25 protein-coding genes are annotated in these 26315 nt (G+C 70.7%); 14 read left to right on the top strand and 11 right to left on the bottom strand.

What is annotated here, in order from left to right:
- Positions 1-4: 4 nt before the first annotated feature.
- Positions 5-355, bottom strand: coding sequence for a hypothetical protein (locus FGE12_RS13090; protein WP_153866796.1), 351 nt, complete (start codon positions 353-355; stop codon positions 5-7).
- Positions 356-491: 136 nt separating this feature from the next.
- On the opposite strand from FGE12_RS13090, the gene FGE12_RS13085 reads away from it, so the two are divergent.
- The 4 genes from FGE12_RS13085 (at position 492) to FGE12_RS13070 (ending at position 4535) form a co-directional block, all read left to right on the top strand.
- The gene (locus FGE12_RS13085) at positions 492-1325 is read left to right on the top strand and encodes an AraC family transcriptional regulator (RefSeq protein ID WP_153866795.1); all 834 of its coding nucleotides are present in this window, start codon (positions 492-494) and stop codon (positions 1323-1325) included.
- A gap of 84 nt (positions 1326-1409) precedes the next feature.
- Positions 1410-2168, top strand: a complete 759-nt coding sequence (locus tag FGE12_RS13080; protein WP_194797843.1) for a metal-dependent hydrolase — start codon at positions 1410-1412, stop codon at positions 2166-2168.
- A 70-nt stretch (positions 2169-2238) separates the two neighbouring features.
- On the top strand, positions 2239-2469 hold the full coding sequence (locus FGE12_RS13075; RefSeq protein WP_153866793.1) for a TM2 domain-containing protein: 231 nt from the start codon (positions 2239-2241) through the stop codon (positions 2467-2469).
- Between the two features lie 74 nt (positions 2470-2543).
- Complete coding sequence (locus FGE12_RS13070) at positions 2544-4535, top strand: hypothetical protein (protein ID WP_194797842.1); 1992 nt, start codon at positions 2544-2546, stop codon at positions 4533-4535.
- 65 nt (positions 4536-4600) lie between these two features.
- Here the strand turns inward: FGE12_RS13070 and FGE12_RS13065 are convergent, their stop codons facing one another.
- Positions 4601-5731, bottom strand: coding sequence for an MBL fold metallo-hydrolase (locus FGE12_RS13065; protein WP_153866791.1), 1131 nt, complete (start codon positions 5729-5731; stop codon positions 4601-4603).
- A 94-nt stretch (positions 5732-5825) separates the two neighbouring features.
- Positions 5826-6746 (bottom strand): LysR substrate-binding domain-containing protein, encoded by a 921-nt coding sequence (locus tag FGE12_RS13060; RefSeq protein WP_153866790.1) that lies wholly within the window; start codon positions 6744-6746, stop codon positions 5826-5828.
- Positions 6747-6875: 129 nt separating this feature from the next.
- Between FGE12_RS13060 and FGE12_RS13055 the strand changes: the two genes are divergently transcribed.
- The 3 genes from FGE12_RS13055 to FGE12_RS13045 all read left to right on the top strand — a co-directional run bounded on the left by FGE12_RS13055 (position 6876) and on the right by FGE12_RS13045 (position 9248).
- On the top strand, positions 6876-7640 hold the full coding sequence (locus FGE12_RS13055; RefSeq protein WP_153866789.1) for an SDR family NAD(P)-dependent oxidoreductase: 765 nt from the start codon (positions 6876-6878) through the stop codon (positions 7638-7640).
- 35 nt (positions 7641-7675) lie between these two features.
- Positions 7676-8104: a nuclear transport factor 2 family protein gene (locus FGE12_RS13050; RefSeq protein WP_153866788.1), complete on the top strand. Its 429-nt coding sequence runs from the start codon at positions 7676-7678 to the stop codon at positions 8102-8104.
- A gap of 115 nt (positions 8105-8219) precedes the next feature.
- Positions 8220-9248 carry a hypothetical protein gene (locus FGE12_RS13045; RefSeq protein WP_153866787.1) on the top strand — a complete coding sequence of 343 codons (1029 nt, stop codon included), beginning with the start codon at positions 8220-8222 and terminating at the stop codon, positions 9246-9248.
- Here FGE12_RS13045 and FGE12_RS13040 read toward each other — a convergent pair.
- The 5 genes from FGE12_RS13040 to FGE12_RS30775 all read right to left on the bottom strand — a co-directional run bounded on the left by FGE12_RS13040 (position 9217) and on the right by FGE12_RS30775 (position 16078).
- Complete coding sequence (locus FGE12_RS13040) at positions 9217-12816, bottom strand: ABC transporter permease (RefSeq protein ID WP_153866786.1); 3600 nt, start codon at positions 12814-12816, stop codon at positions 9217-9219. The genes FGE12_RS13045 and FGE12_RS13040 overlap by 32 nt on opposite strands.
- Positions 12813-13724 carry an ABC transporter ATP-binding protein gene (locus tag FGE12_RS13035; RefSeq protein WP_153866785.1) on the bottom strand — a complete coding sequence of 304 codons (912 nt, stop codon included), beginning with the start codon at positions 13722-13724 and terminating at the stop codon, positions 12813-12815. Before FGE12_RS13035 ends, FGE12_RS13040 begins: the two co-directional genes overlap by 4 nt.
- 112 nt (positions 13725-13836) lie before the next feature.
- Positions 13837-14766 carry a hypothetical protein gene (locus tag FGE12_RS13030; RefSeq protein WP_153866784.1) on the bottom strand — a complete coding sequence of 310 codons (930 nt, stop codon included), beginning with the start codon at positions 14764-14766 and terminating at the stop codon, positions 13837-13839.
- Positions 14763-15668, bottom strand: coding sequence for an ABC transporter ATP-binding protein (locus tag FGE12_RS13025; RefSeq protein WP_153866783.1), 906 nt, complete (start codon positions 15666-15668; stop codon positions 14763-14765). Before FGE12_RS13025 ends, FGE12_RS13030 begins: the two co-directional genes overlap by 4 nt.
- Entirely contained in the window at positions 15665-16078 is a 414-nt protein-coding gene (locus FGE12_RS30775) for a GntR family transcriptional regulator (RefSeq protein WP_194797841.1), read from the bottom strand. The genes FGE12_RS13025 and FGE12_RS30775 overlap by 4 nt, the downstream gene beginning before the upstream one ends.
- Positions 16079-16413: 335 nt before the next feature.
- Between FGE12_RS30775 and FGE12_RS30310 the strand changes: the two genes are divergently transcribed.
- The 4 genes from FGE12_RS30310 to hxsC all read left to right on the top strand — a co-directional run bounded on the left by FGE12_RS30310 (position 16414) and on the right by hxsC (position 19898).
- Entirely contained in the window at positions 16414-16947 is a 534-nt protein-coding gene (locus FGE12_RS30310; protein WP_228530775.1) for a hypothetical protein, read from the top strand.
- A complete protein-coding gene (hxsD, locus tag FGE12_RS13010) occupies positions 16944-17309 on the top strand; it encodes a His-Xaa-Ser system protein HxsD (RefSeq protein WP_153866781.1) in 366 nt (121 codons plus the stop codon). Before FGE12_RS30310 ends, hxsD begins: the two co-directional genes overlap by 4 nt.
- Before the next feature lie 7 nt (positions 17310-17316).
- Positions 17317-18783, top strand: a complete 1467-nt coding sequence (gene hxsB, locus FGE12_RS13005; RefSeq protein ID WP_153866780.1) for a His-Xaa-Ser system radical SAM maturase HxsB — start codon at positions 17317-17319, stop codon at positions 18781-18783.
- A 134-nt stretch (positions 18784-18917) separates the two neighbouring features.
- Positions 18918-19898: a His-Xaa-Ser system radical SAM maturase HxsC gene (gene hxsC, locus FGE12_RS13000; RefSeq protein WP_194797840.1), complete on the top strand. Its 981-nt coding sequence runs from the start codon at positions 18918-18920 to the stop codon at positions 19896-19898.
- Between the two features lie 141 nt (positions 19899-20039).
- On the opposite strand, the gene FGE12_RS12995 is transcribed toward hxsC, so the two are convergent.
- On the bottom strand, positions 20040-20708 hold the full coding sequence (locus FGE12_RS12995) for an HAD family phosphatase (RefSeq protein ID WP_153866778.1): 669 nt from the start codon (positions 20706-20708) through the stop codon (positions 20040-20042).
- A gap of 88 nt (positions 20709-20796) precedes the next feature.
- Between FGE12_RS12995 and FGE12_RS12990 the strand changes: the two genes are divergently transcribed.
- Together FGE12_RS12990 and FGE12_RS12985 are read left to right on the top strand one after the other, a co-directional pair.
- Positions 20797-21123 carry a hypothetical protein gene (locus FGE12_RS12990; RefSeq protein ID WP_153866777.1) on the top strand — a complete coding sequence of 109 codons (327 nt, stop codon included), beginning with the start codon at positions 20797-20799 and terminating at the stop codon, positions 21121-21123.
- Positions 21120-21452 (top strand): hypothetical protein, encoded by a 333-nt coding sequence (locus tag FGE12_RS12985; protein ID WP_153866776.1) that lies wholly within the window; start codon positions 21120-21122, stop codon positions 21450-21452. Before FGE12_RS12990 ends, FGE12_RS12985 begins: the two co-directional genes overlap by 4 nt.
- 52 nt (positions 21453-21504) lie before the next feature.
- On the opposite strand, the gene FGE12_RS12980 is transcribed toward FGE12_RS12985, so the two are convergent.
- The gene (locus FGE12_RS12980) at positions 21505-23106 is read right to left on the bottom strand and encodes a PQQ-binding-like beta-propeller repeat protein (protein ID WP_153866775.1); all 1602 of its coding nucleotides are present in this window, start codon (positions 23104-23106) and stop codon (positions 21505-21507) included.
- A gap of 170 nt (positions 23107-23276) precedes the next feature.
- Between FGE12_RS12980 and FGE12_RS12975 the strand changes: the two genes are divergently transcribed.
- Positions 23277-23741, top strand: coding sequence for a type II secretion system protein GspG (locus tag FGE12_RS12975; protein ID WP_153866774.1), 465 nt, complete (start codon positions 23277-23279; stop codon positions 23739-23741).
- 45 nt (positions 23742-23786) lie between these two features.
- Here FGE12_RS12975 and FGE12_RS12970 read toward each other — a convergent pair whose 3' ends face one another.
- Positions 23787-26297 carry an RND family transporter gene (locus FGE12_RS12970; protein ID WP_153866773.1) on the bottom strand — a complete coding sequence of 837 codons (2511 nt, stop codon included), beginning with the start codon at positions 26295-26297 and terminating at the stop codon, positions 23787-23789.
- Between the last annotated feature and the right edge of the window lie 18 nt (positions 26298-26315).

Here is a 26315-nt window from a genome sequence, read left to right as displayed (position 1 = left end):
CCCGTCAGCTGCGCGCGTCCTGGGCCTCGATGGTCCTCGCGGCCATCGGCGGCACGCCGTAGCCGTGGTCGAACGTGAACTTGCCCGTGCTGTCGATGCGGAAGTCCATCGAGGTCCAGTGCTCCGCCTGTCCCTCGGGCTTGGCGTTGCGCAGCTCGCACATCAGCTCGAAGGCGTCGAACGACAGGTCGACGTCGGACTCCTTGCCATCGAGGAAGGAGACGGAGGTGGACTGGCGCAGGACGTCGCCCTTCCAGACGTAGTACTCGAAGTGGACCTCGATGCGGTCCCAGGCGCCGTCCACGCCCGCGAGCACTTCACGGATGAATCGCTGCTGGAGCTCCACGAGGGACATCTCGACCTCCTGCACGGCTGGGTGCGGCTTCGGCACTGTGCCACAGCGGGGACCCACGTCGATTGCGTGACCCGGGCACGCCGGCGACACGGAGGGCCTCTGTGCCACAGCGCCCGCATGCGGCATCCTCCAGCCCGTGAGGCCCCCCGAGCCCCCGGCCCCGCAGCTCCTGCCCCCGCGGCTGCCGGGTGTGGAGGTGGTGCGCGTGACGCGCGACACGCGCCTGTGGTCCGGCGTCTCCACCCGCTACGGCGTGGCGGTGGTCGAGGCCGGTGCCTTCGACTTCTGGTACCGCGGCAGGGCGTGGACGCTCTCCCCCGGGCGGCTGAAGCTGAAGGAGCCGGGCGAGGTGCACCGCGACCTGCGCGTGCACGCGCCGGTGACGTGCCAGTCGCTCTCCCTCGACGTGCCGCTCGTGCAGAGGGCGGCGCGCGAGCTCGGCCTCGTCGCGCCGCCGCCGCTGCGGCCCGTGACGGACGGGCAGGGCCGGATGGAGCGGCTGGGCCACGCGCTGCACACGGCGCTGCGCGATCCCGGTGCGGACACGCTCGCCCTGCAGTCGCTGCTGACGGAGCTGCTCGCGCAACTGCTCGGCGGGGCCATAGCGGACGAAGGCCCGATGCGTGCGCGCAGGGCGGCGCTGCGCGCTCGCGACGTGCTGCACGCCTCGGTGGAGCAAGGCGCGAGCCTGGAGGCGCTGGCCACGGCGGCGGGCCTCGGGCGCTTCCACCTGCTGCGCACCTTCCGCCGCGAGTTCGGGCTGACGCCGCACGCCTACCTCACGCACCTGCGCGTGGCGCGGGCGCGCGAGCTGCTCGCGTGCGGCGTGAGCGCAGCGCGCGCGGCGCTGGACGTGGGCCTCTACGACCAGAGCCAGCTGCACCGGCACTTCGTGCGCATCGTGGGCGTGAGCCCGGGCGCCTACGCGCGCGCAGTGCGCGGCACGTCAACTTCGCCCAAGCGCGCGTAGACCCGCCCGGGCGACGCTCGCCGCGAGTGACCCGCCGGCGGGATGCCCCCGCCGTGCCGCGGCTCCGGAACGAGAGAGACTCCCGTGCTCATCACCCTGCCGCTGCTCGCGGCCCTGCTGGGCGCCGCGCCCGCCGCCAGCGCCCCCGCCCCGCAGCACTTCCGCGTCACCTGGCTGGGCCACGCCGCCTTCGAGGTGGTGTCGCCCGGCGGCACGCGCCTGCTCATCGACCCGTGGCTGAAGGAGAACCCGCGCGCGCCCGAGGCGTGGCGCGACCTCGGGCGCGTGGCGAAGGAGCCTCCCGCGGCCATCCTCCTCACGCACTCGCACGGAGACCACGCGCAGGACGTGCACGCGCTCGCGCGCCTCACGGGCGCGCCGGTGGTGGGCACGGGCGAGACGCTGCGCTGGCTCAAGGTGCCCGAGCCCCAGCAGCTCACCGTCAACGTGGGCGGCTCACTGCGCATCGGCGACGTCACCGTGCACCCGGTGCCGGCCATGCACTCGTGCGAGCCGGATGGCCGGCCCCTGGGCTACGTGCTCGTCCTGCCAGACGGACACTCGCTCTACCACACGGGCGACACCTGGCTCTTCGGGGACATGGCCCTGGTGCAGGAGCTGCTCCACCCGGACGTGGTGCTGCTCAACGTGGGCGGCGGCCCCTACGGGATGGACCCGCGCACCGCGGCGCTCGCGCTGCGCAAGTACTTCAAGCCGTCGGTGGTGGTCCCCATGCACTTCGCCACCTTCGAGCCCCTCTCCACCGAGGCCCAGGTGCGCGAGGCCTTCGCCGGCGACGCGCGCGTGCGCTACCTCGTCCCCGGCACGCCCGCCTCACTCTGAGCGCTGCACCTTGTTTCCCGGAGAGGATGGGCCCTACAGTCTTCTCCTGCTTTTCCAGGAGCGACGCGCAATGAAGACCAAGGGCACCGCCATCATTCTGGCCTTCTTCCTCGGCGGATTCGGGATCCACAAGTTCTACTTGGGCCGGACACTGGCGGGGGTGCTCTACCTCCTCTTCTTCTGGACCTTCATCCCTGCCCTGCTCGCGCTCGTCGACATCGTCGTGCTCGCGGCCATGGATCAGCAGAAGTTCGACGCGCGCTTCAACGCGGGCGTGCAGCAGACGCTGCTCGCGGGCTGAGCCGCACCGAGCGCGCGGTCCCCATGCAGGGCCGCAGCGACGCACCTTCTTACGCTTCTCCTACCGGAGCCTTCATGCCCCCCGTCCGAACCCGTGCGCTGCTCGCGCTGTGCCTTCTTGCAGCGTGCCAGCGCACGGCGCCCGAAGCGCCGCAGCAGGAGCTCCAGACGCGCGCGTCCGCGCTGCACCGTGCGAGGCAGGTCGCGAACATCTGGCCCGAGGTCGAAGGCGGAGGGCCGAGGAACGGCGGCATCTATCACCTCACGAAGCTCGGGGACGCCGCTGTGTTCGCCGCGAACGACGGTGTGACGGGCCGAGAGCTGTGGCGCACCGATGGATCCACGCTGGGCACCTTCCAGCTCGCAGACATCTGGCCTGGCGCCGAGGGCAGCAATCCGGACTCCCTGTGCCCTCTCGAGGGCCGCGTCTATTTCATCGCGCAGCAGGCCGCGGGCCCGGAGGTCTGGGACACGGACGGAACGGTGCAGGGGACGCGCCGCACCGTTGAACCGGTGGAGGGCCTGCAGCCCAGCGTCCTCGTCTGTGCGGCCGATGGCGTCTACATCATCAGTGGACCTGCCGACCGGAGCCTCCAGGAGGTCTGGCGAATCGCCCCAGGAGATACGAAGGCCATCCGTCTGACGAACTTCAGGGCAGGGGGAGCTCTGTCGCTCGTCACCTGGATCGAGCCGAAGGGCGCCATGCGGTACATCCACCGGCGCTTCGGCTGGCTGACGCCGGAAGAGCTCTGGCGTACCGACGGCACGCCTGAGGGAACAACCCTGGTGGCCGAGAGCGGCCCCGGTGTCCAGTGGCAGCCAGGAGGCACCTTCGGCTCTACCTACTACTTCTTCGCGTCCATGAGTGGCGGAGTCACCTCGCTGTGGTCCACCCAAGGCACACCGGAGACGACGGCCGTGTTCCAGCCGATGCGCACGAGCGGAAGCGGGCCGCATGACATGGGCATGGCGATTACGCCGACGGGCTTCTTCTTTCTGGGTGACACCGCCGAAGGGGAGCGCGCCCTCTGGGTGAGTGACGGGACCCAGACTGGGACGCGCATCGCCACGAGCTGGGGGGAGGATCAGGCTTCCCAGATCTATCGCCCCCGGGCGTGGGGCGAGCGCGCGGTCCTCACTGCCAAGCGGACGGGCTATTTCGCGAATATGGAGATCTGGGTCGTCGACAGGGATGGCGAAACGCACCAGGTGTCGCCCGCCAATGGAGAGGACTTCAGCGTCGTCCCCGCCTACGACGTCGACGACTTCATCAACTTCATCCCCGAGCAGGACCAGCTCCTCTTCACCGCGAAGACCCCGGAGTTGGGATGGGAGCTGTGGGCAGTCGACCCTGGCGGCACCGTGGGACATCCCGTGACGGACATCGCCGAGGGTCCCGCGGACTCCATCTACGACGGCTGGTTCAACGTCGCACGGCTGGGCGACCAGCTCCTCTTCCCCGCGAGCGACGGTGTCACCGGGATGGAGCTGTGGTCGGCCCCCTATCCGCTCGATGACGCACATGACATCGACGCCGGCTCGCCCGATGCGGGGACCGAGGATGCTGGCGTACAGGATGCCGGCGCCGTCGATCCCGAGGATGCAGGCACGTCCGACGCGGGCACGGTCGAACCCACCGATGCCGGCTCGCCCGATGCGGGCGACGTCGATGCGGGCGCCGGGACCGACGATGGCGATGAGGGCACCATCGATCCTGTGGATGCCGGCTCGCCGGATGCGGGCGATGCCGATGCTGGATCCGAGACTGGCGATGACGATGCAGGCACCCTTGATCCCGAGGATGCAGGCACGTCCGACGCGGGCACAGTGGATCCTGCCGATGCTGGGGCGCACACGCCGCCTGACGCAGGCGCCGTCGGTTCGACCGATGCCGGAACGAGCACGCCGGACGCCGGCCCGGTGAGTCCGGTGGACGCGGGAGCCACGCCCCCGCCCTTCACTCCAAGTACCCACGGCTGCGCGGCAAGCGGTGGCGAGCTGGCCGCAGCGCTCGCGGCCCTCACCGTCCCTGCACTGCGCTCCCGCCGCCGTCGCGCGCTTCGCTGAGAGCCTGAAGACCGGGGCCCGGGCCGCAGCTGCCGGGGCCCGCCGAGACGTCGATCAGCAGCGGCTCAGGGCGCGGCCGGCAGGTCGCGGCACGCGCTGCGCGGCTCGCCCGGCTCCCAGTACTCCGCCGCCGGGAGGAAGACCCGCGTGCGCATCTCGGGTAGCAGCCAGTCCGCGCCGGCGGGCGCGCTGCGGTTCACCCGGCCGATGAAGTCGTGCAGTCCCTCGCGGCCCAGCGTGCGCAGGGGTTGCTGCGGTCCATCCTCGGGGAGGCAGCCGTTGCCGAAGAAGTCCTCCCAGTGACCGAGCATCACGAAGCGCGGGCGCGTGTCGCACAGGACGGTCTCCGGGTAGCGGCCGCCGGACACCTGCTCGTAGCCCCCCACGCTGGTGATGGCGAGGTCCACCCAGTGCTCGGCCAGCAGCCCGGGCGGCATGCGCGCCATGCCGGGGCTGCTCGCCGCGTCCTGGTAGAAGACCCGGAAGGCCACGCGCCCGCCCTCGCCGAGGAAGTCCACGACGTACGCGTAGGCCTCGCCCTCGATCCAGTCCCACATGGCGCTGGTGGGGTTCTCGAGGTTCGGCTTCGTGCCGATGCCGGTGGACAGCAGCTTGAGGCCCAGCGCGTGCGGCGCGTGGTCGCTCGCGAGCGCGAGCACGCGCACCCTCCCGCCCGGCGCCACGTACGCGTCCCCGGGCGCTCCGAGGTGCGCGCTCATGTCCACGAACGCGACGCCCGCCCGCCGCGCGTGCGTGAGCAGCTTGCCCGCCGTGGGGGTGCCCAGCACGGTGGCGCCGCGCAGGTGCCCGCGCACCACGGGCTCCACGTCCAGCAGGTGGTCGTAGTGCGAGTGGCCCACGAGCACGAGGCGCACCCCGTCCAGGGTGCCGCGGGGCAGCGCCGCGAGGCACGCGTCCACCTTGGGCACGTCGGGCACGATGTTCGCGCCCAGGGCGATCGTGGGCAGGTCCGGGTTCGTGTACGAGGGCGCGAACATCACCGCCTCGCCGCCGAAGCGCACGACGCTTCCTCCCGCGCCCAGGTACGTGAGCTCCGCGTGCGGCGTGCCCGCCTGCGGCGGCGCGCAGTAGGGCTGGGGCTTCGTGCAGTCCGTGAGCCGCAGCTCGCGCCCGGGCGAGGCGCAGCCTGCGAGCCCGAGCACCGCCAGTGCACACCCCAGCCGCCGGATGGACATGCGAACGCCCCTGTCCCGTCGCGAGCCCCGGCCCGGGTGCGCCCGCGCGAGCGCTGTGCACCCTACCCTGCGCGTCCCCCCGGGGCCATCCCGGTCAGGTGGGCAGCGCGGGGCTCAGCACCTGCGTCTCGCCGAAGTGCGCGGCGAGGTGATCGATCCACGCGCGCACGGGCGGCGGCAGGCCCCGGCGGGTGGTGAACACCACGTGCACGATGCCGTCGACTGCGTGCCACGGGTGCAGCACGCGCACCAGCTGCCCGGCCTTCAGCGCCGCCGCGCAGGCGTGGTCCGGCAGCAGCGCGACGCCCGCGCCGGCCACCGCCGCATCGCGCAGCGCCCCGAAGTCGCCGCAGGCCAGGAGCGGCTCGTGCTCGAGGACGCGCTGCTGCCCCGTGGGGCCCACGAGCGCCCAACGGTCGGTGCCCTGCTGCTCCGTCGCGCTCAGCGTGGGCAGCGCCGCGAGCTGCTCCACCTCGCTCAGCGGCTCGCGCGCGTTCACGAAGGCGGGGCTCGCGACGAGGATGCGGCGGCTCGTGCCCAGCGTGCGCAGCGTGAGGGCGGCATCGCTGTCCAGCTCGGCGCGTACGCGCAGCGCCACGTCGATGCGCTCGTCGATGAGGTCCACGCGCCGGTTGGTGGCCACCACGTGCAGGCGCACGCGCGGGTGGCGCGAGAGGAAGCCCGCGATGAGCGGCGCGAGCGGCTCCATCAGCCCGAGGGGAGACGAGAAGCGCACGAGCCCGTGGGGCTCGCCCTGCGTCTCCTGCACCAGCGCCTCGGCGCGCTCGACCTCCGCCATCGCGACCCGGCACTGCGCGTAGAAGGCGCGGCCCACCTCCGTCACCTGGAAGCGCCGCGACGAGCGCTCGATGAGCCGCACTCCCAGCCGCGCCTCGAGCGAGGCCACGCGCCGGCTCAGCTTGCTCTTGGGCTCGCGCAGCGCCCGCCCCGCGGCGGCGAAGCCTCCGTGGGCCACCACCTCGGTGAAGAAGAGCAGGTCGTTCAGGTCCCGCATGCGCGTGCCTCCAGCGTTCCAAATCCGGAACGCTGGGTCCCATTCACACCACGTTTCGCCTCCAGCGTTCCAGCCGTACATCCATCGGGCAGCGGCGAGCACCTCGCCGCCACCCACCGGAGAAACACCATGGCAACGCAGCAGGGCAGCAAGCTTCAGGGAAAGGTCGCAGTCGTGACGGGCGGCACCACGGGTATCGGGCTCGCCACCGCGCGGCGCTTCACGATGGAGGGCGCCAAGGTGGTCCTCATGGGCCGGCGCCAGGACGCGCTCGATGCAGCGCTCAAGGAGCTCGGGCCCAGCGCGAGCGGCGTGCGCGGGGACGTGGCCAGGCTGGAGGACCTCGACCGCCTCTACGACGCGGTGCAGAAGCGCCACGGGCCCATCGACATCCTCTTCGCGAATGCAGGCGGGGGTGAGTTCATGCCGCTCGGCGCCATCACCGAGGCGCACTTCGACAAGACCTTCGCGACGAACGTGAAGGGCACGCTGTTCACGGTGCAGAAGGCGCTGCCGCTGCTGCGCGACGGGGCGTCGGTCATCCTCACCGGCTCGACCGCAGGCTCCAGCGGGACGCCCGCCTTCAGCGTGTACGCGGCGTCGAAGGCGGCCGTGCGCGCCTTCGCCCGCAACTGGATCCTCGACCTCAAGGACCGGCGCATCCGGGTCAACACGCTGAGCCCCGGCCCCACGCGCACCCCGGGCGTGGACGGCCTCGCCCCGGAGGCCGAGCAGTCGCAGCAGCTCTACGCCGCCCTGGCGAGCCAGGTGCCGCTCGGACGCGTGGCCGACCCCGACGAGATCGCCAAGGCGGCCGTCTTCCTGGCCTCCGACGACAGCAGCTTCGTCAACGGCGCGGAGCTATTCGTCGACGGCGGCATCGCACAGGTGTGAGCCGCTGCCCTCAGCCCTCTTTCCGGGAGACGCACATGAGCCAAGACGAGACCCGACGCATTGCACAGGAGTTCCTCGCCCGGCTGGGGTCCGGGGCCGAGCCCGAGGCCATCGCCGCGCTGTTCAGCCCGGACGTGGACTTCCACATCCCCGGCGACGTGGGCGCGCTGCCATGGATCGGCCGTGCGAGCGGCCGCAGCGCGGTGGTGCGCTTCATCGCCGGCATGAGGGAGCTCCTCGCGCCGAAGCGCTTCGAGGTCCACGACATCTTCGTGAGCGGCAACCGCGCCATCATCCTCGGCGAGCTGGCCTCGAGCCTGAAGGCCACCGGCGGGTCCGTCGACCAGCACTACGCCATGGTGCTCACCGTCTCCGGCGGGCTGGTCACCGACTTCCTGATGCTCGAGGACAGCTTCGCGGTCTCCCGCGCGGCGCAGGTGCCGGGCCCGCCGAGCGCGCCCTGAGCCCTGCCGAAGTGGCCCGGTGGGGTTCGTGCCAAGTGGCCCCGTTGCGGCCCCGGGCTCCACGCTATCTCCCTCCTGTCGCGCAGGAGCACTCGCGCGGCAGGAGGAGTGAGCCGTGCGAAACGGGGGCATCGGGTTCATCGTCGCGATCGCGGTCCTACTCTCGGCGCCTGCCGGGGCCGCCTCGAAGTCCTCGGACTTCGACTTCGCGGACGGCGTGTGGAAGACCCACATCCGCCGCACGCTCCACCCCTTCGATGCGGGCTCGGAGGTGGTCGAGCTGACGGGCACGAAGTCGATGCGCCGCGTCTGGGACGGGGCACACGTCGAGGAGATCCAGGCCGACGGCCCCAGCGGCCGCTGGCAGGGGCTCACCCTGTTCCTCTTCGATCCCCAGACGAAGCAGTGGACCCAGACCTTCGCGAGCAGCAAGAGCGCCATGCTCACCGCCTCTGCCGCGGGCGGGTTCAAGGACGGCCAGGGCGAGCTGTACTCCACCGACACCTTCGAGGGCCGCAGCATCCTCGTGCGCAGCCTGTGGTCCGGCATCCAGCCGGACTCGCACCGCTACGAGGAGTCCTACTCCGACGACGGCGGCCGCACGTGGCACGTCGCCTTCCAGGCCACGCTCACCCGCAGCACCGAGCCGCCGCTGACGGCACCTCCCGCGCCCAAGGCGGCGCGCGCGTTCGACTTCGAGAACGCGAGGTGGAAGACGCGCATCTCGCGGCTGATGCAGCCGCTGTCCGGGAAGAAGGACTGGGCGCAGTACGACGCCACCACCGACATCCAGCCCATCTGGGGCGGGCAGGGAAACATCGTCCACATCGTGGGTGACGGCCCCCGGGGCCACCTCGAGCTCATGGGCATCCGGCTCTTCCAGCCGAGCTCGGGGCAGTGGCACCTGTGGTTCGCCCACACCCAGGGCGGCCTGGCCCTGCCCCCGCTCGTCGGCGAGGTGAAGGGAGGCCAGGCCGCGCTCTACGACCAGGAGGAGCTCGAGGGGCGGCCGGTCTGGGTGCGCATCTCGGTGAAGGCCACCGGCCCCGACACCGTCCTGAGCGAGCAGGCCTTCTCGGCGGACCACGGGAAGACGTGGGAGACGAACTTCATCAGCCGCCAGACCCGGGCTGCGGCGGACTGAGCGCCAGCTTCTGGGGCGCCACCTCCTCGACGTTGTCGTCCGGCTTCACGTCGATGAGGAGGTGGCGCGGGTCGATGCCGGCGCGGGCGGGCTCGCCCTTCACCCGCACGCGCAGCTGCTGCGCGCCAGAGTGCACGTGGTGCCGCTCGAGGGAGAGCGGCTCCCCCTGCTCGCCGTCCTTGCCGGCCGCGTACACGCCCACCTCCACGAGGTCATCCATCGGGACCTCGGTCGCTCGGCCCTCGGTGTCCACCACCTCCTTGCGTGCGAGCACGTCGAGCGTCACCCACCAGGTGCCGTCTCCGGCAGGCTCCGCCGCGGCGCGCTTCGTCTCCAGCGACCAGTAGGTGTTCTCCTCGAAGAGGTCGTGCAGCAGGCCACGCTGCGCCTCGGGGGTGACGGCCTGCAGCTCGCGGTAGAGGTCGCGCGAGGTGGGCAGGGGCGGAAGGCCTGCGCCGTAGCGCTCCACCATCCGCCGCAGCGCCGCGTTCACGCGCGCCTCGCCCACGTACTCGCGCAGCGCATACATGGCGAAGGGGCCCTTGCGGTACGCGAGGAACCAGTCGACGGCCTTGAGCAGCGGCGGGCCGGCGCGGGTGCGCGGGGAGAGGTACGCCTCGCGCATCAGGTCCATCACCCGCTCCATGTGGGCCGTACCGTGGGTCTTCTCCACCACCGAGAGCGCGGCGTACCAGGCGAGGCTCTCGCACATCAGCGGCGCGCCCTCCACCCAGGCCGGGGCCACCTGGCCGCAGAACCACTGGTGCGACACCTCGTGCGCCGCCACGGCGAACGGGAAGTCGATGCCGCGCGGGTCCTGCTCCGGGTTGAGCAGCGAGAAGCCCTCGAGGTACGAGATGTTCATCGGCCCCCCGTGCAGGCTCAGCCCGGAGCCCGGGTGCTCGATGAAGCGCAGCGCGCGGTGCGGGTAGGGGCCGAACTGGCTCGAGAGGTAGTCGAGCGAGGCCTCCATGCTCTTCAGCGTGCGCGCCACGTTGTGGGTGTGGCCGGGGTGATGGAAGACCTGGAGGGCGACGTCCTTCCAGCGCCCCTCCGCCACCGCGTAGTGGGCCGAGTAGAAGGCGTAGTCGTTGTCGATGGGCGCGTCCGCCACGTAGTGGAAGTAGCGCCGGCCCCCTTCGCTCCACGTGCGGCGCAGGACGCCCGGCGCGAGCGCCACCTGGCCCTCTTCCGTGCCCACCACGGCCTCGAAGGCGATGCGCGGACCGCCTCCCGCGCGCGCCCCCTCGTCGCTGTCGTCGAGGGCGCGTACGGCAGGGCGCGGGACGAGGCCGTACTTGCGGCGGTCGCCGGCGTTGCTGAGCTCACGGCGCCGCTGGTAGCCGAGCGCAGGCAGCAGCTGCTGCTGCACGAAGTAGGTGCCGTTCGCGGTCACGGCGGCATCCGGCCCGTCGTTCGGAAAGCCGCGCGGGGCGTAGCGCACCTCGAAGTGCAGCGGCAGGGTGTCTCCGGGCTGCAGCGGCTCGGCGAGCGCGTAGATGCGATGGCCGAGCGCCTCGTCCGAGACCTGCACCGTGGCGGGCCTGTCGAAGCGCACCGCCGTCTCCACGTCCGGCGCGGGCTCCAGGTGGAGGGTCTCGATGGGCGCCGTGCCGCGGTTGACGAGCTGGTAGGTGCCGCGCACCACCGCCTCGCGGCGCTGCGGATACAGCTCGACGCGCAGCTGCGTGCCGGTGAGCTGCGGCTGCAGCAGGTCCGCGTACTGCGCGTAGCGCCGCTCGTACTCCGCGCGCTGCGCCCGCGCTCCTGCGGACGTGCGAAAGGTGTTCAGCACGTTCGTGTTGTAGAGGATGAAGCCCCCCACGCCGAGGATGAGCGCCATGGCGAGGACGGCCGTCGCGGCGACGGGACGGCCGAAGCGCCAGCGCGCCTGCCGCAGCCGCGCCCCCTCCCTGCCGCGCACCCACAGGAGCCGCGCCGCCACGGCGAGCAGCAGCGCCCACGCCGCCCAGTAGAGCGTGAACCACAGCCACGGCCCCACCGAGGGCCCGAAGCCGCTCATGTCCGAGTAGGTCCAGCCGGGGTTCGCGCCGTAGACGAGCAGGTGGTGCTCGAGCCCCATCGACGCGCCGAAGGTGCGCAGGCCGTGCGCGAGCACCCCCAGCAGGTGGCCCAGGTACTTCGAGTCCACCAGCACGTGCACGCAGAGCGCGAGCAGGGCGAAGAGGAGCCGGTCGGCGAGCTGCAGCCCGAAGAGACCGCGCAGGTACAGCCCGGGCTCGAAGTGGGTGTAGCCCGCGCTCACCTGCACGAGGAGGCACGCCGCGAGCAGCAGCGCGTGCAGCGCGACGAGCACGAGCGCGAACCCTCCGAGCTTGCCCAGGAAGGGGACCCCGTCGGGCACCGGCGTCGCGTCGGACATCTCGCTCAGCCCCGCCTCCCGCTCGCGCCACACCAGCTCACCGGCGCACCAGAGGGTGAAGAGCGGGATGAGCAGCCAGAACAGATCCCCGGAGGTGCCGAGGAAGGCGAGCATCTGCTCCGTGGTGGGCAGCAGCGGAATACCCATGTGGTTCACCACCTCCGGGGCGAGGAGCACCACCAGCAGCGGGAGGCCGACCAGGGCATACGCGCCCCCGCCCGTCACCAGCGCGCGGAAGGAGTGCCCCGCCACTGCCGCCACCTGGCGTGCGCGGGCCGCGGCGCCGAAGCGGCCCTGCACGCGGGGGACGGCGATGGGCGCGGCGGCTCCCTGCAGCTCGGAGGTTGCGCGCGCCCGGCGCCCCCAGCGGCGCGGCGCCGTGAGCGGGTGCGCAAAGCGGAAGCGCCAGTGCGTGAGCGCGAGCAGGCCGAGCGAGACGCCCATCCACAGGAGGCGGTTGGCGAGCAGCGAGCCCTCGAGCGCAATGAGGCGCGTGTTCTTCTCGCCGCTCGTCCACGCCTTGGACAGCTCGCTCAGCACGCCGAAGCCGAGCGGGTCCAGCAGCTTTCCCAGCGCCCAGTGGCCGAGCTTGTGCGCCACGACCGCGACGCTCACCATCATCGCGACGAAGATGAGCACCCCAGCCAGGTAGCTCGCCACCGCGCGCCGGCTCAGCGCCGCGAGGGTGAAGCCGAGCGCCACCGCGAGGAAGGCGTTGGGCAGCGCGAGGAAGAAGTACGCGCCCAGGTAGGCCGCGGGCCGGAAGGGTCCGAAGCCCTCGGGCTCCAGGCCCGGCGCGAGCGTGGCGAGCAGCAGGCCCAGCGGCACGGCGAGCAGGATGAGCGCGTTGAGGAGGAAGGCGCCGAGGAAGCGGCCCCCGAGGTAGGTCCCCTTGCCCACCGGCGTGGTGAAGACGAGCGGGTGCATGCGCAGCTGCACGTCGCGCGCGGCCGCATCGCCCGAGAGCTGCGCGCTCACCAGCAGCCCCAGCAGGCTGGCGATGAGGGTGGTGAGGGCGATGGCGATGGGCGCGTTGAAGAAGAAGCCCCCGTCGCGTGCCTGCTCGAACTGCGCCTCCACCGAGGCCTGGTAGCTGATGCCCGCCAGCGCCACGAAGCACAGCCACGGAAAGACGCGGCGCGCCTGCAGGGAGAGCTCGTAGCGCACCACCTCGCGCAGGCTCATGACGCCACCTCGAACGCGGGCTGCGCCGCGCGCGCGGCGGAGTGCCCCGCCATGGTGCTGAAGTAGACGTCCTCGAGCCCCGGCTCCACGGGCTCGAAGCCGGGCGCCGGCGCGCTCTCGGCGTAGACGCGCACCACCGTGCGTCCCGCGAGCAGCTTCGTGGAGATGACGGCGTGCGCGCGCTCGAGCGCCTCCAGCTCGCTGCGCGCGACGGTGCGGCGCCAGATGCGCCCGCGCAGCGCCTCCACCGCGCGCAGGGGCTCTGCCTCCAGGAGGATCTCCCCGCGGTTGATGATCGCCATGCGGCTGCACAGCTCCGCCACGTCCTCCACGATGTGCGTGGAGAGGATGACCACGCTCTTCTCGCCGAGCCCGCTGAGCAGGTTGAGGAAGCGCACGCGCTCGGCGGGGTCCAGGCCCGCTGTGGGCTCGTCCACGATGATGAGGCGCGGGTCGCCGAGCAGCGCCACCGCCACGCCGAAGCGCTGCCGCATCCCGCCCGAGTAGCCCCCCAGCCGCTCCTTGCGCACCGCGTGCAGGTTCACCTGGTGCAGCAGCGCGTCCACCGTCTCGCGGCGCACGCGCTTGTCCGTGAGCCCCTTGAGGATGGCGAAGTGCTCGAGCAGCCGCTCCGCGCTCTCCTTCGGGTACACGCCGAACTCCTGCGGCAGGTAGCCGAGCGAGGCGCGCACCCGGTCCTTCTCGCGCAGCACGTCGATCTCTCCGAGCCGCACCGTGCCTGCGTCCGGCTCCTGCAGCGTGGCGAGCGTGCGCATCAGCGTGCTCTTGCCCGCGCCGTTGGGGCCCAGCAGCCCGTACATCCCCGCCGGGATGGTGAGCGTGACGTCCTTCAGGGCGTGCACCCCATTCGCGTAGGTCTTCGAGAGGTTGCGGATCTGCAGTTCCATCGGACGCTCCGGGTGAGAGGCGCTTCGGCGTTGGGCAAGGCGGTGGCGTCACCGTCCTCAGCGAAGGAGGACGGCGAGGTGAGGAGGCAGGCGCTGCACTACTGCGAGGGGCTCAGGCCCTGCGTCGCTCCCGGTGTCGAGACGCTGCGGCCCAGAGGAGGGCGAGGCCCGCCCCCAGCCACAGCAGGGTGGCGCGGGCCCACAGGCCCAGGTCTGGCGGCGCCCGCCACACGCCCAGCGTCTCGCCGGTGGTGAGGGTCACCTCGGTGTGGAGCGACTCGGTCCGGGCGGTGAACAGCGTGTCCAGGCCATAGCGGCCGACGGCGAAAGTCTGCAGCCCGCGCTCCACGCCGTCCGCGAGCCACCCGGCCCGCACCGCCTGGCCGATGGAGAGCAGGAGGAAGACCGCGAGCACCGCTCCGGCGAGCCAGCGCAGCGGGTGGCGCAGCCCCAGCATCAGCGCGCTCGCGACGAGGTAGGCGCCGCTCGCCGCGGTGAAGGGGACGAGCCACAGCAGCGGGCTGGGCGTCCACTGCACGCTCCCCAGCGCCGCCGGGTCCACGTCCCTCCCTCCTGCGATGGCACCCGGCAAGAGGCGCAGCGTCTCCTCCGAGAGGAGGTTGCCTCCCGAGAACAGCGTGAGCGCGAGCAGCCAGAGGAAGAGCAGCGCCACGGCCGCCATCAGCCACACCCACCCGGCGAGCACCTTGGCCAGCGCGTGCTGGCGCCGGTCCACCGGGAGCGTCCAGAGGAAGGCGGGCCCGAAGCGCGGCTCTCCGCGCCAGACGAAGAGGGGCAGCAGCAGCCCCACCATGCCCGGCACCATCGAGAGCTCGGGGTGGAAGCCGAGGGGCCCCGCGCCCCCGCGCAGCTGCGCCACGCTGAGCACTGTCGCGAGCGCGAGCAGCGCGGCGGCCACCAGCGCGGGCGCCCGCAGCACGAGCGCCACCGCGCGTACCTGCTCGCGCAGCACGGCGCGTGCGCCCGGCGCGGCGTGCACCGCCGCGGAGGAGGCAGGGGTGGAGAGGGTCGTGGACATCATCGCGAGGTCTCCTCGGGGAAGAAGGCGAGCGCGGCGTCCTCGAGCGAGAGGGGCGTCACCTCGCGCACGCGCGCTCCCGCGCTCGCGAGCCGCTCGGTCAGCGCGCGCTCCTCGCCCACCAGCGTGCACTGCAGCTCGCGGCCCGCGCTCGAGCGCCGCAGCCCGCCGGCCTGCAGGCCCTCCGGCAGCTCCCAGCGCTCCGGCACCTCCACGCGGTAGCGGCGCACCGTGCGCTGCAGCTCGTCTCGCGACTGCTGCACGACGAGCCTCCCGTCGCGCAGCACGCCCATGTGGTCCGCGAGGCTCTCCACCTCGTGCAGGTGGTGCGTGGAGACGAGCACCGTGGTCGGCGTGTCGGCGAGGTGCTCGGCCAGCAGCGCGAGCGTGCGCTTGCGCACCACCGGGTCCAGGCCGTCGGTGGGCTCGTCCAGCAGCAGCACGCGCGGCCGGTGCGCGAGCGCCAGCACCAGCTGCAGCCGGCGCGTCTCGCCCTTGGAGAGCGCGCTCACCTTGCGCTGCAGCTTCAGGCCGAAGGCCTCGCTCAGGCGCTCCGCGTACGCGGGCTCCCACGCGGGGTAGTAGGCCGCCGCGTGCTGCAGCAGCCTCGAGCAGGTCATCCAGCCGTAGGCCTGCGCGTGGTGCTCCGGCACGTAGCCCACCTGCGCGCGCACCTGCGGCCCCTGCAGCGCCGTGTCCAGGCCGAGCACCCGCGCGTGCCCCGCGTCCGGGCGCTCCAGGTTCATCAGCACCTTGAGCGTGGTGCTCTTGCCCGCGCCGTTCACGCCGACGAGCACGTACACCGCGCCCTCGGGGACGCGCAGCTCCACGCCCTCGAGCGCCGTCTCGGCCCCGTAGCGCTTGGACAGGCCGTGCGTGGTCACTGCGTCCGTCACGTCGCTCATCGCTCGCCTCCCCGCTTTGCCTCGGCGGCCGGGGGCTCGCCCTCCTCTGCTGCCACCTCGCGCAGGCTCTTCACCAGCTCCTCCAGACTCAAGCCGCTGCGCCACGCCTCGCGCAGCGCCCGCAGCGCCACCTCGCGCGCGAGCGCCCGGCGCTCCTTGCGGTCCGGCTGCGCGTCCGGGGACACGAAGGTGCCCTGCCCGCGGCGCACGTAGACGACGCCCTCGCGCTCCAGCTCCCCGTAGGCCTGGCTCACCGTGCGCGGGTTCACCACCAGCTGCGCCGCGAGCTCGCGCACCGAGGGGAGCGGGTCCTCCGCCCGCAGCGTCCCCACCACGAGCGCACGCCGCACCTCGTCCACGATCTGGAGGTAGAGCGGTCGCGCGTCGCGCGGGTCGAGGCTGATCAGCACCGAGCCTCCCGTGTGGCGGTGTTGCGCATGACTGCAACACTGCCCCAGGTCGGGGCGGGGCGCAAGGGGGGGCTGGGTGGAGGCCACGGCGCGCGTTGCGAGAGTGCACGGAGAGCCATAGCGCAGCAGGTACCGCGCCCCAGGATTGCGTTAGGCATGCGGGCGGAAGGCAGCGCCTAGGCGAATCTCTCGCGCCCTCCCGCTCGGAGGCTGGCGACGCCCTCAATTCGCGACGCGCGCGGCGTCCAGCAAGCTTTGACCTCGCTCAATCGCAGTGGCACCTTTGCGGCATTTCCCAATTAAGTATAATTTGCCGCCTCCGACGGAGGGGACAGATGAGCGAGCGGAAGCCGTTTTTGAAGCTGGGACTCCTGGCGAGTGGCCTTCGAGGGCCTGCTGTCGCTGCTGCATCCCTGCTTTTCCAGGGCACCGCGGCGGCCGGCACTCCCATCGAGCCGATCATCACTCGGGCGCGGCAGCGCACGGATGACGCGAGCCCCGGCGCCACACTTCTCGAGCAACTGGTGATGCAGCAAGGCAGCGAGGACCTCGTCATCGGAGGACACCGCTCACACTCTTCGCATCGCTCGCACTCGTCGCACTACTCGAGCAGTGGTGGCGGCTCCTACTACCCGCCGTCGCCTCCTACCTATACCCCCCAGCCCGCCTACACACCGCCGGCGCGAGCTCCTGCGCCGAGCGCGACGAATCAGGACACCATCTACCGAGTCACCCTGAACAACGGGAAGGTCTATCGCGGCACGGTGACCAAGACGGAGAACACGCTCATCATCACTACCAAGGACAAACTGGTCGAGCGGGTTCTGAAGTCTGACGTGAAGGAGATGGTCATCGAGGTCCCGCTGTGACGAACGCAGTTGCAACAGTTGAGTTTGACCGGCGCGTTTATCGACTCGAAGCGGTGAAGAAGGCCGCCTATCGACTCAGTGCTCAGTGCGTCTCGCAAATCGAATTGGGGAGTGGAGACGAGGTCTACGTCACCCTCACGCTGAAGCAGCCGGGCTCACTGGATGACCTGGTAGTGGCCTTCCGCACCGAGGTGCTCGACCAGGAGCTTCGCGAAGTCGTCGCGAAAGAGACCGAGGCCGTTCGCAACCTCATCCTCGCTCAGGCTTTTTCGAAGACCGCCCTGCTCGACCCCGTCGGGGAGTCGGGCGACTTTCGTGAGGACCCGCTCGGCATCGGCAAGCCCGACCCGCGGGCGAGGTAGTTCGAGCATGTCAGGCCTCAAAGCCGCATTTCGGCCGCGGAGCCACTTCAACGCTCGAAGTGGCAATCGGTACAGCCTGCTTCCTCTTCGCTTTCTAGCGCTCGATGACAGCCGCTACATCGTGACCAATCTGGTGGGCGAGCACCTCGTCCTTCCGAGGGAAACGGTCCATGCGCTTGTGCGGCACGAGTTGCCCATGAACTCGGCCGCCTATGCCGAGCTCAAGGCATCGCACTTCGTGGTCGACGCGGACTCTGCGGTGGCGCTGGACCTTCTGGCACTGAAGTACCGGACCAAACAGGCGTTTCTCTCGCAGTTCACAAGCCTGTTCATGTTCGTCACCACTCTGCGGTGCGAGCACTCTTGCCGCTATTGCCAGGTGTCCCGCCAGTCCGAGAGCAAGCACGAGTTCGACATGACCGTCGAGACCGCCAAGGCAGCGGTCGACTTCATGTTCAAGAGCCCCTCTCCCAGCCTCAAGGTCGAGTTTCAGGGAGGAGAGTCCCTGCTGAACTTCGAGATCGTGAAGCACATCGTGGCGCGGGTCGAAGAGAGGAACCTACAGGAGCGTCGTGCCGTCGAGTTCGTGATCGCCACCAACCTGGCGCCGCTCTCGGAAGAGCATCTTCGCTTTTGCGCGGACCACCACATCCTCATCTCGACTTCGCTCGACGGACCCGAGTCGCTGCACAACTTCAATCGACCGAAGAAGGGCAAGGACAGCTACGCGCTCGCGGTCGATGGAATTCGCCGCGCGCGCGCTGCACTTGGCAAGGACCGGGTCTCGGCACTGATGACCACCACGGAGGCGAGCTTCGAGCGTCCCAAGGAAATCGTCGACGAGTACGTAGCCCAGGGCTTCGACTCGATCTTCCTTCGCTCCATCAGTCCCTATGGCTTCGCCGTGAAGACCGGTCAGGCGTCCCGCTATCAAATGGCGGCCTGGCTCGACTTCTACAAGACCGCGCTCTCCCACATCATCGATCTGAACCTCCGCGGGGTTCCGTTTCGAGAGGAGTTCGCATCCCTGATTCTGCGCAAGATCCTGACGCCTTGGCCCACCGGCTACGTCGACCTTCAATCGCCGGCGGGCATCGGCATCAGCGCCCTCGTCTTCAACTACGACGGTGCCATCTACGCTTCGGATGAGTCGCGCATGCTCGCCGAGATGGGCGACCAGACGTTCCGCCTCGGGACACTCGGCATCGACGAGTTCGAAACGGTGATGACGAGCGACCGCCTTCTTCAGCCTCTTCTCGATTCCATGTCCGAAGGCGTCCCGATGTGCAGTGACTGCGCATTGCAGCCTTACTGCGGCGCGGACCCAGTGCACCACCACGCGACGCAAGGTAACTCCGTCGGCTTCAAGCCAACGAGCTCGTACTGTCAGAAGACGATGGGCGTGGTGCGTCACCTCATCGGCTTGCTCGAGGACGATCCAGCCGCAGCCCATGTGCTTCGAGGGTGGGTCTGATGCGGCTCCATGCTCGAGTAGCGAAGTGGGAAGGCGAGCCCGCGGTGCTACGCGTCGCGAGCACGCACAATGGTCCTGGGCCGACCTCTGCTTTGATTGAGGAGGACCCTACCGTAGGCGAAGACGCAAAACGGTTGCGCCTGCCGGATGGACCTTCCGTCGCGCTGCCGGAGGAGCTGAGCTACCTGAGGGAGGGCGACGTCGTTCGCGTCGTTCCGTACGCTGGCGAGTTCAACGTCCTTTATCGCCGCGCATCACCCCACAACTCGATGCTGCTCACCGAGCGCTGCAACAGTTTCTGCGTCATGTGCAGCCAACCTCCGAAGGAAGCAAATGACGGCTTCCTCGCGGACGTCTGGCTCCAAGCCATTCCACTCATGGCCCCCGAGACGCGCGAGCTCGGGCTGAGTGGCGGAGAGCCTGCACTGCTCGGCGACCGGTTCATCGAGTTGCTTCGCGCGTGCAAGTCGCACCTACCGTCGACGGCGCTTCACGTCCTCTCGAACGGGCGCCTCTTTAACTACCTCTCCCTCGCGAAGCAGGTCGCCAATGTCGCCTGTGCCGATCTCATGATCGGCATCCCGCTCTACAGCGACCTTCCGGCCGGTCATGACTTCGTCGTTCAGGCGAGGGGTGCCTTCGAGCAGACCCTGCGCGGGATCATGAATCTCAAGCGATGCGGCGTGAAGGTCGAGCTCCGAGTGGTCCTGCACAAAGAGACAATCGATCGCCTACCTCGCTTGGCGCGCTTCATCTCGCGCAACCTTGCCTTCGTGGACCATGTGGCGCTGATGGGGCTCGAGTTGATGGGGTTCGCCCGGGGCAACCTCGAGGCGCTTTGGGTCGATCCGGCGGATTACCAGGCGCAGCTTCGGGCGGCAGTTGAAGAGCTCGTGAGGGGACGGCTGCAAGTCTCGATCTACAACCACCCACTCTGCGTCCTCGACCGATCGCTGTGGGCCTATGCGCGCAAGAGCATCTCCGATTGGAAGAACGAGTACCTTCCCAGCTGTGTGGCCTGCACCGAGCGCGAGCAATGCGGCGGCCTATTCGCTTCGGCGACGCTTCGTCGAAGCGCTCACATCGCGCCTATTTTCAGAGGAGCGTCGGGATAGGAGCCGCGTCTGGCGTCCCGTACCTGCCCTCGTTCAAGGCCTCGGTCACCGACGTCCTCGCGGAGGCGCAGGTCCGCGAGCTGGAGCAGGTACTCGCCTTCGCAAGCCGCCGCTCGCCTTCGGCATCACCTGACCTTACGGTCACCTCCTGACTTCTGGCGCGTCCTGCGCCTCGCTCGTCAGCGCGGCCGAGAGCTCGGCGAGCGAGGAGAAGCGGCGGTCTGCTTCGTCGAACGACGATTGCGCGGTGAGCGGCGAGGGCAGCACCCAGCAGCGCAGGCCCGCCGCCCTGGCCGAGAGCAGGCCGCGCCGCGAGTCCTCGATGACGAGGCACTCCTCGGGCCGCGCCCCGAAGCGGGCCACCGCCGCGAGGTAGGGCTCGGGGTGCGGCTTCGACTCGGCGTAGTCCTCGCGGGTGAGCACGAAGGAGAAGAAGGACGGGAGGCCGCTCTCCCGGTGGAGGACGTCGAAGTGCGCGCGGTGGCTGCTGGTGACGATGGCCATGCGAAAGCGCGGCGACAGCGCGGTGAGCAGCTCGCGCACGCCGGGAATCACCCGGTCGCCCGTCGAGAGCAGCTCGACGTAGCGCGCGTCGCGCAGCGCCTTGAGCCGTGCGACTCCGGCGGCATCGACGCCGCGCGCCTCGGCGAGGTGCCACGCGCCGCGCGACTCCACCAGGAAGTGCTGACGGTAGAGTGCCTCCGTGAGCGTGGCCCCGACCGTGGCCATCACCTCGCGCGTCGCCTGGTAGTACAGGTGCTCGGTGTCCACGAGGACGCCGTCGTGGTCCCAGAGCAACGTGGTGATCATGCGCGCAGCGATATCACCGGCGCCGGGCAATCGGTGTAGGGTGTCGTCCCAACGCCCCGGACGGCCGGACCGGGCACGACGAGGTGCCATGTCCCCGCTCGTTCCCCTGGCCCCGAGGGCCCTACTCTTCATCGCCGCTATTGCCGCGGGCGCACTGCTGCTGCGCTCCCACGAGGCGCACTGCTGCGACCCCGCTCCCTGCCTGGAGTCTCAGGGCGAGCGGCTCACGCTCCGGCCCCTCTCGAGCCGGGTGGACGGCGTCGAGCAGCCCCTGCCGGCGACGGATGGGGGCACCCTCGCCTTCTCGGTGGCCAATGACTGGATGGAGCCCAACGAGGCGTTCGCGAGCGCGTCTCTCTACGACCCCGAGCACCCGGCCACGCCGCGCGCTCGCCTGATGCGGAGGGCGCCATGAGCGCGCTGCGCACGGCGCTTGCGGGGCTGTTGCTGGGAGCGCTCGGCGCGAGCGTCCTCCAGGCCTGCGATCCCGGCGGCTGCAGTGGACAGGGCGAGTGCCCCACGCCCCAGCTCGTCCCCTTCCTCTCGGGGACCTATCGCGGAGCGGACTCCTCTCTCTCCCTCCTGCCGGCGCCGGAGCCGGAGCTCACGCTCTCGCTCGACGAGGCCCGAGCGCGCGTCACCGAGCGCTACGCGCACGACGGGCACACCTACGAGACGCAGTACGAGGTGCTGCAGATCCGCCCGGAGAACGCCATGCACGGCGGCGTCCCCCTCGCGCCCTAAGCACGGCGGGGGCCCGAAGCGGCCGCCTCCGCGCCCCGTGAGTGAGGCCTCCTCAGGACGTGTACCGGTACAGCAGCAGACGCCCGTCGATGGCACCAGCGGCGAGCTGCTCACCGCGTGCGGCCAGCGACAGCAGCACCGTCGCGACGCCGTTGATGCGGGCGGACTCCTGCCATACGAGCGCCCCAGTCTCGGCATCTACGAGCCCCACGTCCCCGCTCGTCAGGGCATAGGCGACGTGGCCCTGCGTGCCTACGGGCGTCATCGCAGTGACGAGCGCCTCGAGCTCGCGCGTCCAGAGCACCTGCCCCGTCACTGGGTCGCAACGCTCGAGCCGGAAGGTCGCGGCACTCGGACGCGGGTCGTACACCTGGAAGGCGCGCAGCAGGGAGTCCGCGGGGCCCCAGCACGCGGCGGCATTCATCGCGTGGCGCGGCAGCCCGTCCCACGCCATGAGCGCCTGCACCGTCCCATCGCGGCCGATGCGACACAGGCGCTTGCCCTGGTGGGACGACGGTGGTGTGCCGCGCAGGAAGCACAGGCCCTCTCCCCCGTCGAGCCGCACGAAGTGGTTGAAGAGGTCGTAGTGGCCGAGGTCCCCCCGCAGCAACTCCGTCCCGTCGGTCGCGAGGACGAGGTCCTCGCGGGGCCTGCGCCGCATGAGGTCACCTGTGTCCCGGCACAGCAGGCGTCCGGCCGCGTCCGCTCCGAGGGCCACGGTGTGCGGAAAGTCGCGCACGTGCACCAGCTCCCGGTCCTGCAGACGGTGCAGGGACGAGCGGTCGGGCGCGGCAAAAGGGTCGGTAGCGCGGTGCACGACGTGGACGACGAGGTGGTCAGAGACGCGCGCGAGCTGCACCCCGTGCCCTGCGCCCGTGAAGCACTCCAGGCGCGTTCCTCCCGCCTCCCACAGCTCGGCGAGGCAGCCGTCGTGGACGGCCGCGAGCCGCCCCTCGGGCGTCCAGGAGAGGTCCCACACCCGCGTGCGCGCCTCCAGGCCTCGTGAAGCGCAGAAGGCCCTCGCTGCCTCGGCGCGCTGGAGGTCTGCCGTCGGGGCGGGCGCCTCGAAGCCGAGCGTCGCAGGCAGTCGCGGGGTGAGGCCGGCAAGGCGCGGGTCGGGCCCTGTGAAGCCGGCAGCGGCGGCGCTGCGCAGGTCCGTGAGGACGGTGCCCAGGTAGGTGTCGAAGGCGTCTCCCTCGAACTCCTCCTCGTGCACGGGCCGAAGGAGGACGGCCAGGCGCTCGCCATCGACGAAGCGGAGCCGCACCACCTCGCGCGACCCTGCGAGCAGGTTGGAGCACTCGCCCGTCTCCCAGTTCCATAGCAACAGCTCCCCCTCGAAGAGGTAGCCGCCGTCGTAACGCCCCGTCCCAATGGCAAGGATGGGCCGCGTCGGATGGAAGGCCACATCGTTGATGGGGAAGCGCACCGTATCGAGGACCGCGACGCGCACGCGCAGCGAACCATCGTAGAGGCTGATGCGGTGTCGCAGGCGGTGACCCTCGTAGGTGGCCCGCCCGGGCCAGTACAGGAGCGGGAAGTCTGAGGCGAGGGCGACCCACTCCCCGCCGGGATGGGGGAAGACGCCCGAGGGCTTGCCGAGGTCGGCGAGGTGTCCCGGCGTCAGGTGTGATTCGAGCTCGAGCCTGGACATGCACGGGGGAGTATAGGACCAGCAGTCCCGGCTCCGTCGTCCTGAGAGCGGAGAAGGAACAGCCCGGCCTAGACGCTGCGTCTCGATGTCACGGAGCCCCCGGAGATCCATGACAAGGTGGCGCAGCGTCCCGCGCGCGCTCACCGAAGCACTCGACAGGGACGCACGGCATGCGGCTTGAACACACGAGCGCCATGCACCTCCGCCGTCCCATCGGCCACACGCTTCGCCGCCTCTCGAAGGTCCTGCTCGTCGCGAGTGCGTGGCTGCTGCTCGTGCTGACCGGACTCTTCATCCTCGGTCTGGGCGTCTCGGTCTTCCTCGGACTTCGCGACTATGAGCAGGTCGACCGCGCGGAGCTCGACATCCACAACATCGCCGGTGCCCTGAAACTCTCCTACGCGAAGCAGGGCCGCTACCCGTCGACTGCGGAAGGACTTCAGGCCCTCGTCGCGCAGGGCTCCATCGAGAGCATTCCGCTCGATCCCTGGAACCATCCCTATCGCTACGAGCTGCGCGACGGGCGCCCCGAGGTGCTCTCCCTCGGGGCGGATGGACGGCCGGGCGGCAGCGGCCGGGACGAAGACATCCGCCTCAGCGACCTGCGGCGCCCACCCGCGGATGCGGGGACTTGATCGACATCCCTCACCCTGGCCCTCTCCCAGAGGGAGAGGGGACCGCTACCCCTCGCCCTCCGCGAGCCCCTCGTCCCCCGCGTGCTTCACGTCCCGGGGGCAGTGCTCCATGGGCACCACGCGGGCGAGGCCCTTCTTGCGCCGCTGCATCAGCAGCAGGAACGCGGGGAAGCCGAGCAGGATGATGAGCAGGTTCACCGCGAAGCCGAGGATGGCGAGCTCGCCCACCGAGTTGAGGCCCGGATGGTGCGCGAGGATGAGCGCGCCGAAGCCCACCGCGCTGGTGAGCAGGCCGCCCACGATGGCGCGCCCCGTCTCGCCATACACCGCGGGGAAGTCCCCGGTGTCCTCCTCCGTCAGCCGGCTCACCAGGTGCACGCCCGCGTCCACCGTGGTGCCGATGAGCACCGGGATGACCACGATGTTCAGGTAGTTGAAGGGCATGTCCAGCAGCGCCATCAGCCCCACCAGGGCGAGGATGGAGAGCAGCGTGGGCATGAGGCAGAAGAGCGCCGTCTGCAGCCGGCCCATGGTCAGCCACATCGCGAGCAGCACGCTGAGCAGCGCAGCGAGCAGCACCGCCGGCGCCTCGCTCGTCACCATGTGCAGGATGTCCGCGAGCACGAAGGCCTCGCCGGCGGCCGAGATGCGGCTGCCGTCCGAGAGCTCGAGCCCGCGCACCTCGTGGGCGAACTTCTGCACCCCCGCGCCGTCCGAGAGGCTCACCCGCGCGAACACCAGCACGAAGCCGGAGGCCTCGCCCCCGGAGCCCTCGAACTGGCGGCGAACGCTCGCCGGGATGTCCGCGCGCGTGAAGGGCTCGGCCCCGGTGCTGCGCAGCGCCTGCTCGTAGCTGCGGCGCGCCGCGGGGTCCAGCGTGGCCGGGTCCACCTTCTGCAGCTGCGCGCGGATGCGCTGGAGGATCTGCTGCTTCTCCTGCTGCCCCTGCGGCACCAGGTCCTCGAGCGCCGCCACGAAGTCGATGGCCGAGTCCTTGCCCTGCTGGCGCTTGCGCTCCTGCAGCCGCGCCACCACCTCGCGCTCCTGCTTCGGCGTGTCGGTGAGCACGATGACCGGCGTCTGCGAGTAGCCGAGGATGGGGTCGACCTTCTTGTCGAGCTTCACCGACTCCAGGCTCACGTCGTCCAGCGCGCTGAAGTCGTAGTTGAAGCGCACCTTGGCCGCCGCCACCCCGAGCCCCAGCACGAGCAGCCCCATCACCAGCGTCACCGGGCGGTAGAGGCGCGGCAGCCAGCGGGCGATCTCGGAATTCGCCCCCTCGTGCCCGCGCCCTCCCCGCGGCTTCCAGCCTGCGCGCGCGGCGAGCCCCAGCAGCGCCGGCAGGATGAGCACGTAGGCGGCGACCGCGACGACCATGCCCACCGCGGCGATGACGCCGAACTCGCGGAACGCCTTGAACTCGCTGATGGCGAGGCTGAGGAAGGTGAGCGCCGCCACCATCGCGCTGATGAGCGCGCTGAAGCCGGTGTGCTGGAAGGCCTCGCGCGTCGCGTCCTCCGCGAGGATGCCCTCGGTGCGCAGCGCCGTGTAGCGCCCGTACAGGTGGATGCCGTGCTCCACCCCGAGCCCGCCGAGGATGGCGCCGAGGAAGCCCGTGAGCAGGTTCACCTGCCCGTACGCCACCCCCACGAAGCCGTAGGTCCACGCGAGCGCCGCACCCACCGGCACCAGCGTGAAGAGCACCGCGAGCGCGCTGCGGAAGTGGAAGCAGAGGTAGAGCAGCAGCAGCACCGACGCGATGGTCGAGGCGCGCGCCAGGTCCCCGGTGATCTCCTTCTGCTGGTCCACCTTCTTCTTGTAGGTGCCGGTGATGGCAGTGCTGAAGCCGGGCCCGTACTTCGACAGGTCCTGCGCCTTCAGGAACGCGTCCACCTTGGTGACCACCTGCTTCGCGTAGCCCAGGTCCGCCGAGGTCCCCTTCGGCTTCACCAGCAGCACGATGACCCTGTTCTCGCGGTCCAGGTAGTAGGTCTCGCCCTTGCCGCTGAGCCGGCTCTGCGCGCTGCCGCCGTACTTCTGCTGGATGTCGGTGAAGTCGAGCGGGGGCGCGGGCTCGTCGTCCAGCTGCACGAAGAGCGGGTTGCGCGCGAGCAGCTCGTAGTGGATGCGGTCGTCGATGCGCGTCTCGACGGCCTTCAGGTCCTCGGGCTCGAGGTAGTAGAGCGCGCGGTCGGCGAAGAAGCCGCTCGCCCGCTTGTAGTCCACGAAGCGCACGTCCGGCAGGGCCGCGAGCCTGGGCGCCAGGTCCTCCGCGAACTGCTGCAGCTGCTCGGGCGCCGCGCCCTGCCCCACCACCACCACGTAGCCCATGCCGCCGAAGCGCTGGCGCAGCTTGTCGATGTCCTGCACCGACTCGAAGGAGCGCGGCAGCAGGCTCACCAGGTCCGCGTTGAGGGTGAGGTGGCGCGCGCCGAAGACCCCCAGGCCCGTGAGCAGCGCCGCGATGGCGAGCGCGAGGAAGGGGTGGCGGTGGAAGCGCGCCGCCACGCCGCCCATGCCGAGCTCGAGGCGCTGGGGCAGGTTCTTCAGGGACATAGGAGATTCACTCGGAGG

The organism is Aggregicoccus sp. 17bor-14, assembly GCF_009659535.1.
Taxonomy (GTDB): Bacteria; Myxococcota; Myxococcia; order Myxococcales; family Myxococcaceae; genus Aggregicoccus.
Note: the sequence above shows the minus strand (reverse complement) of the source record. Positions and strands in the feature narration are given on the sequence as shown.

Bases quoted from the DNA above. Each gene is read 5' to 3' on its own strand.
- FGE12_RS13090 (WP_153866796.1), bottom strand. From the start codon at position 355: ATGTCCCTCGTGGAGCTCCAGCAGCGATTCATCCGTGAAGTGCTCGCG.
- FGE12_RS13075 (WP_153866793.1), top strand. From the start codon at position 2,239: ATGAAGACCAAGGGCACCGCCATCATTCTGGCCTTCTTCCTCGGCGGA.
- FGE12_RS13070 (WP_194797842.1), top strand. From the start codon at position 2,544: ATGCCCCCCGTCCGAACCCGTGCGCTGCTCGCGCTGTGCCTTCTTGCA.
- FGE12_RS13065 (WP_153866791.1), bottom strand. From the start codon at position 5,731: ATGTCCATCCGGCGGCTGGGGTGTGCACTGGCGGTGCTCGGGCTCGCA.
- FGE12_RS13060 (WP_153866790.1), bottom strand. From the start codon at position 6,746: ATGCGGGACCTGAACGACCTGCTCTTCTTCACCGAGGTGGTGGCCCAC.
- FGE12_RS13055 (WP_153866789.1), top strand. From the start codon at position 6,876: ATGGCAACGCAGCAGGGCAGCAAGCTTCAGGGAAAGGTCGCAGTCGTG.
- FGE12_RS13050 (WP_153866788.1), top strand. From the start codon at position 7,676: ATGAGCCAAGACGAGACCCGACGCATTGCACAGGAGTTCCTCGCCCGG.
- FGE12_RS13040 (WP_153866786.1), bottom strand. From the start codon at position 12,816: ATGAGCCTGCGCGAGGTGGTGCGCTACGAGCTCTCCCTGCAGGCGCGC.
- FGE12_RS13035 (WP_153866785.1), bottom strand. From the start codon at position 13,724: ATGGAACTGCAGATCCGCAACCTCTCGAAGACCTACGCGAATGGGGTG.
- FGE12_RS13030 (WP_153866784.1), bottom strand. From the start codon at position 14,766: ATGATGTCCACGACCCTCTCCACCCCTGCCTCCTCCGCGGCGGTGCAC.
- FGE12_RS13025 (WP_153866783.1), bottom strand. From the start codon at position 15,668: ATGAGCGACGTGACGGACGCAGTGACCACGCACGGCCTGTCCAAGCGC.
- FGE12_RS30310 (WP_228530775.1), top strand. From the start codon at position 16,414: ATGAGCGAGCGGAAGCCGTTTTTGAAGCTGGGACTCCTGGCGAGTGGC.
- hxsB (WP_153866780.1), top strand. From the start codon at position 17,317: ATGTCAGGCCTCAAAGCCGCATTTCGGCCGCGGAGCCACTTCAACGCT.
- FGE12_RS12995 (WP_153866778.1), bottom strand. From the start codon at position 20,708: ATGATCACCACGTTGCTCTGGGACCACGACGGCGTCCTCGTGGACACC.
- FGE12_RS12990 (WP_153866777.1), top strand. From the start codon at position 20,797: ATGTCCCCGCTCGTTCCCCTGGCCCCGAGGGCCCTACTCTTCATCGCC.
- FGE12_RS12985 (WP_153866776.1), top strand. From the start codon at position 21,120: ATGAGCGCGCTGCGCACGGCGCTTGCGGGGCTGTTGCTGGGAGCGCTC.
- FGE12_RS12980 (WP_153866775.1), bottom strand. From the start codon at position 23,106: ATGTCCAGGCTCGAGCTCGAATCACACCTGACGCCGGGACACCTCGCC.
- FGE12_RS12975 (WP_153866774.1), top strand. From the start codon at position 23,277: ATGCGGCTTGAACACACGAGCGCCATGCACCTCCGCCGTCCCATCGGC.
- FGE12_RS12970 (WP_153866773.1), bottom strand. From the start codon at position 26,297: ATGTCCCTGAAGAACCTGCCCCAGCGCCTCGAGCTCGGCATGGGCGGC.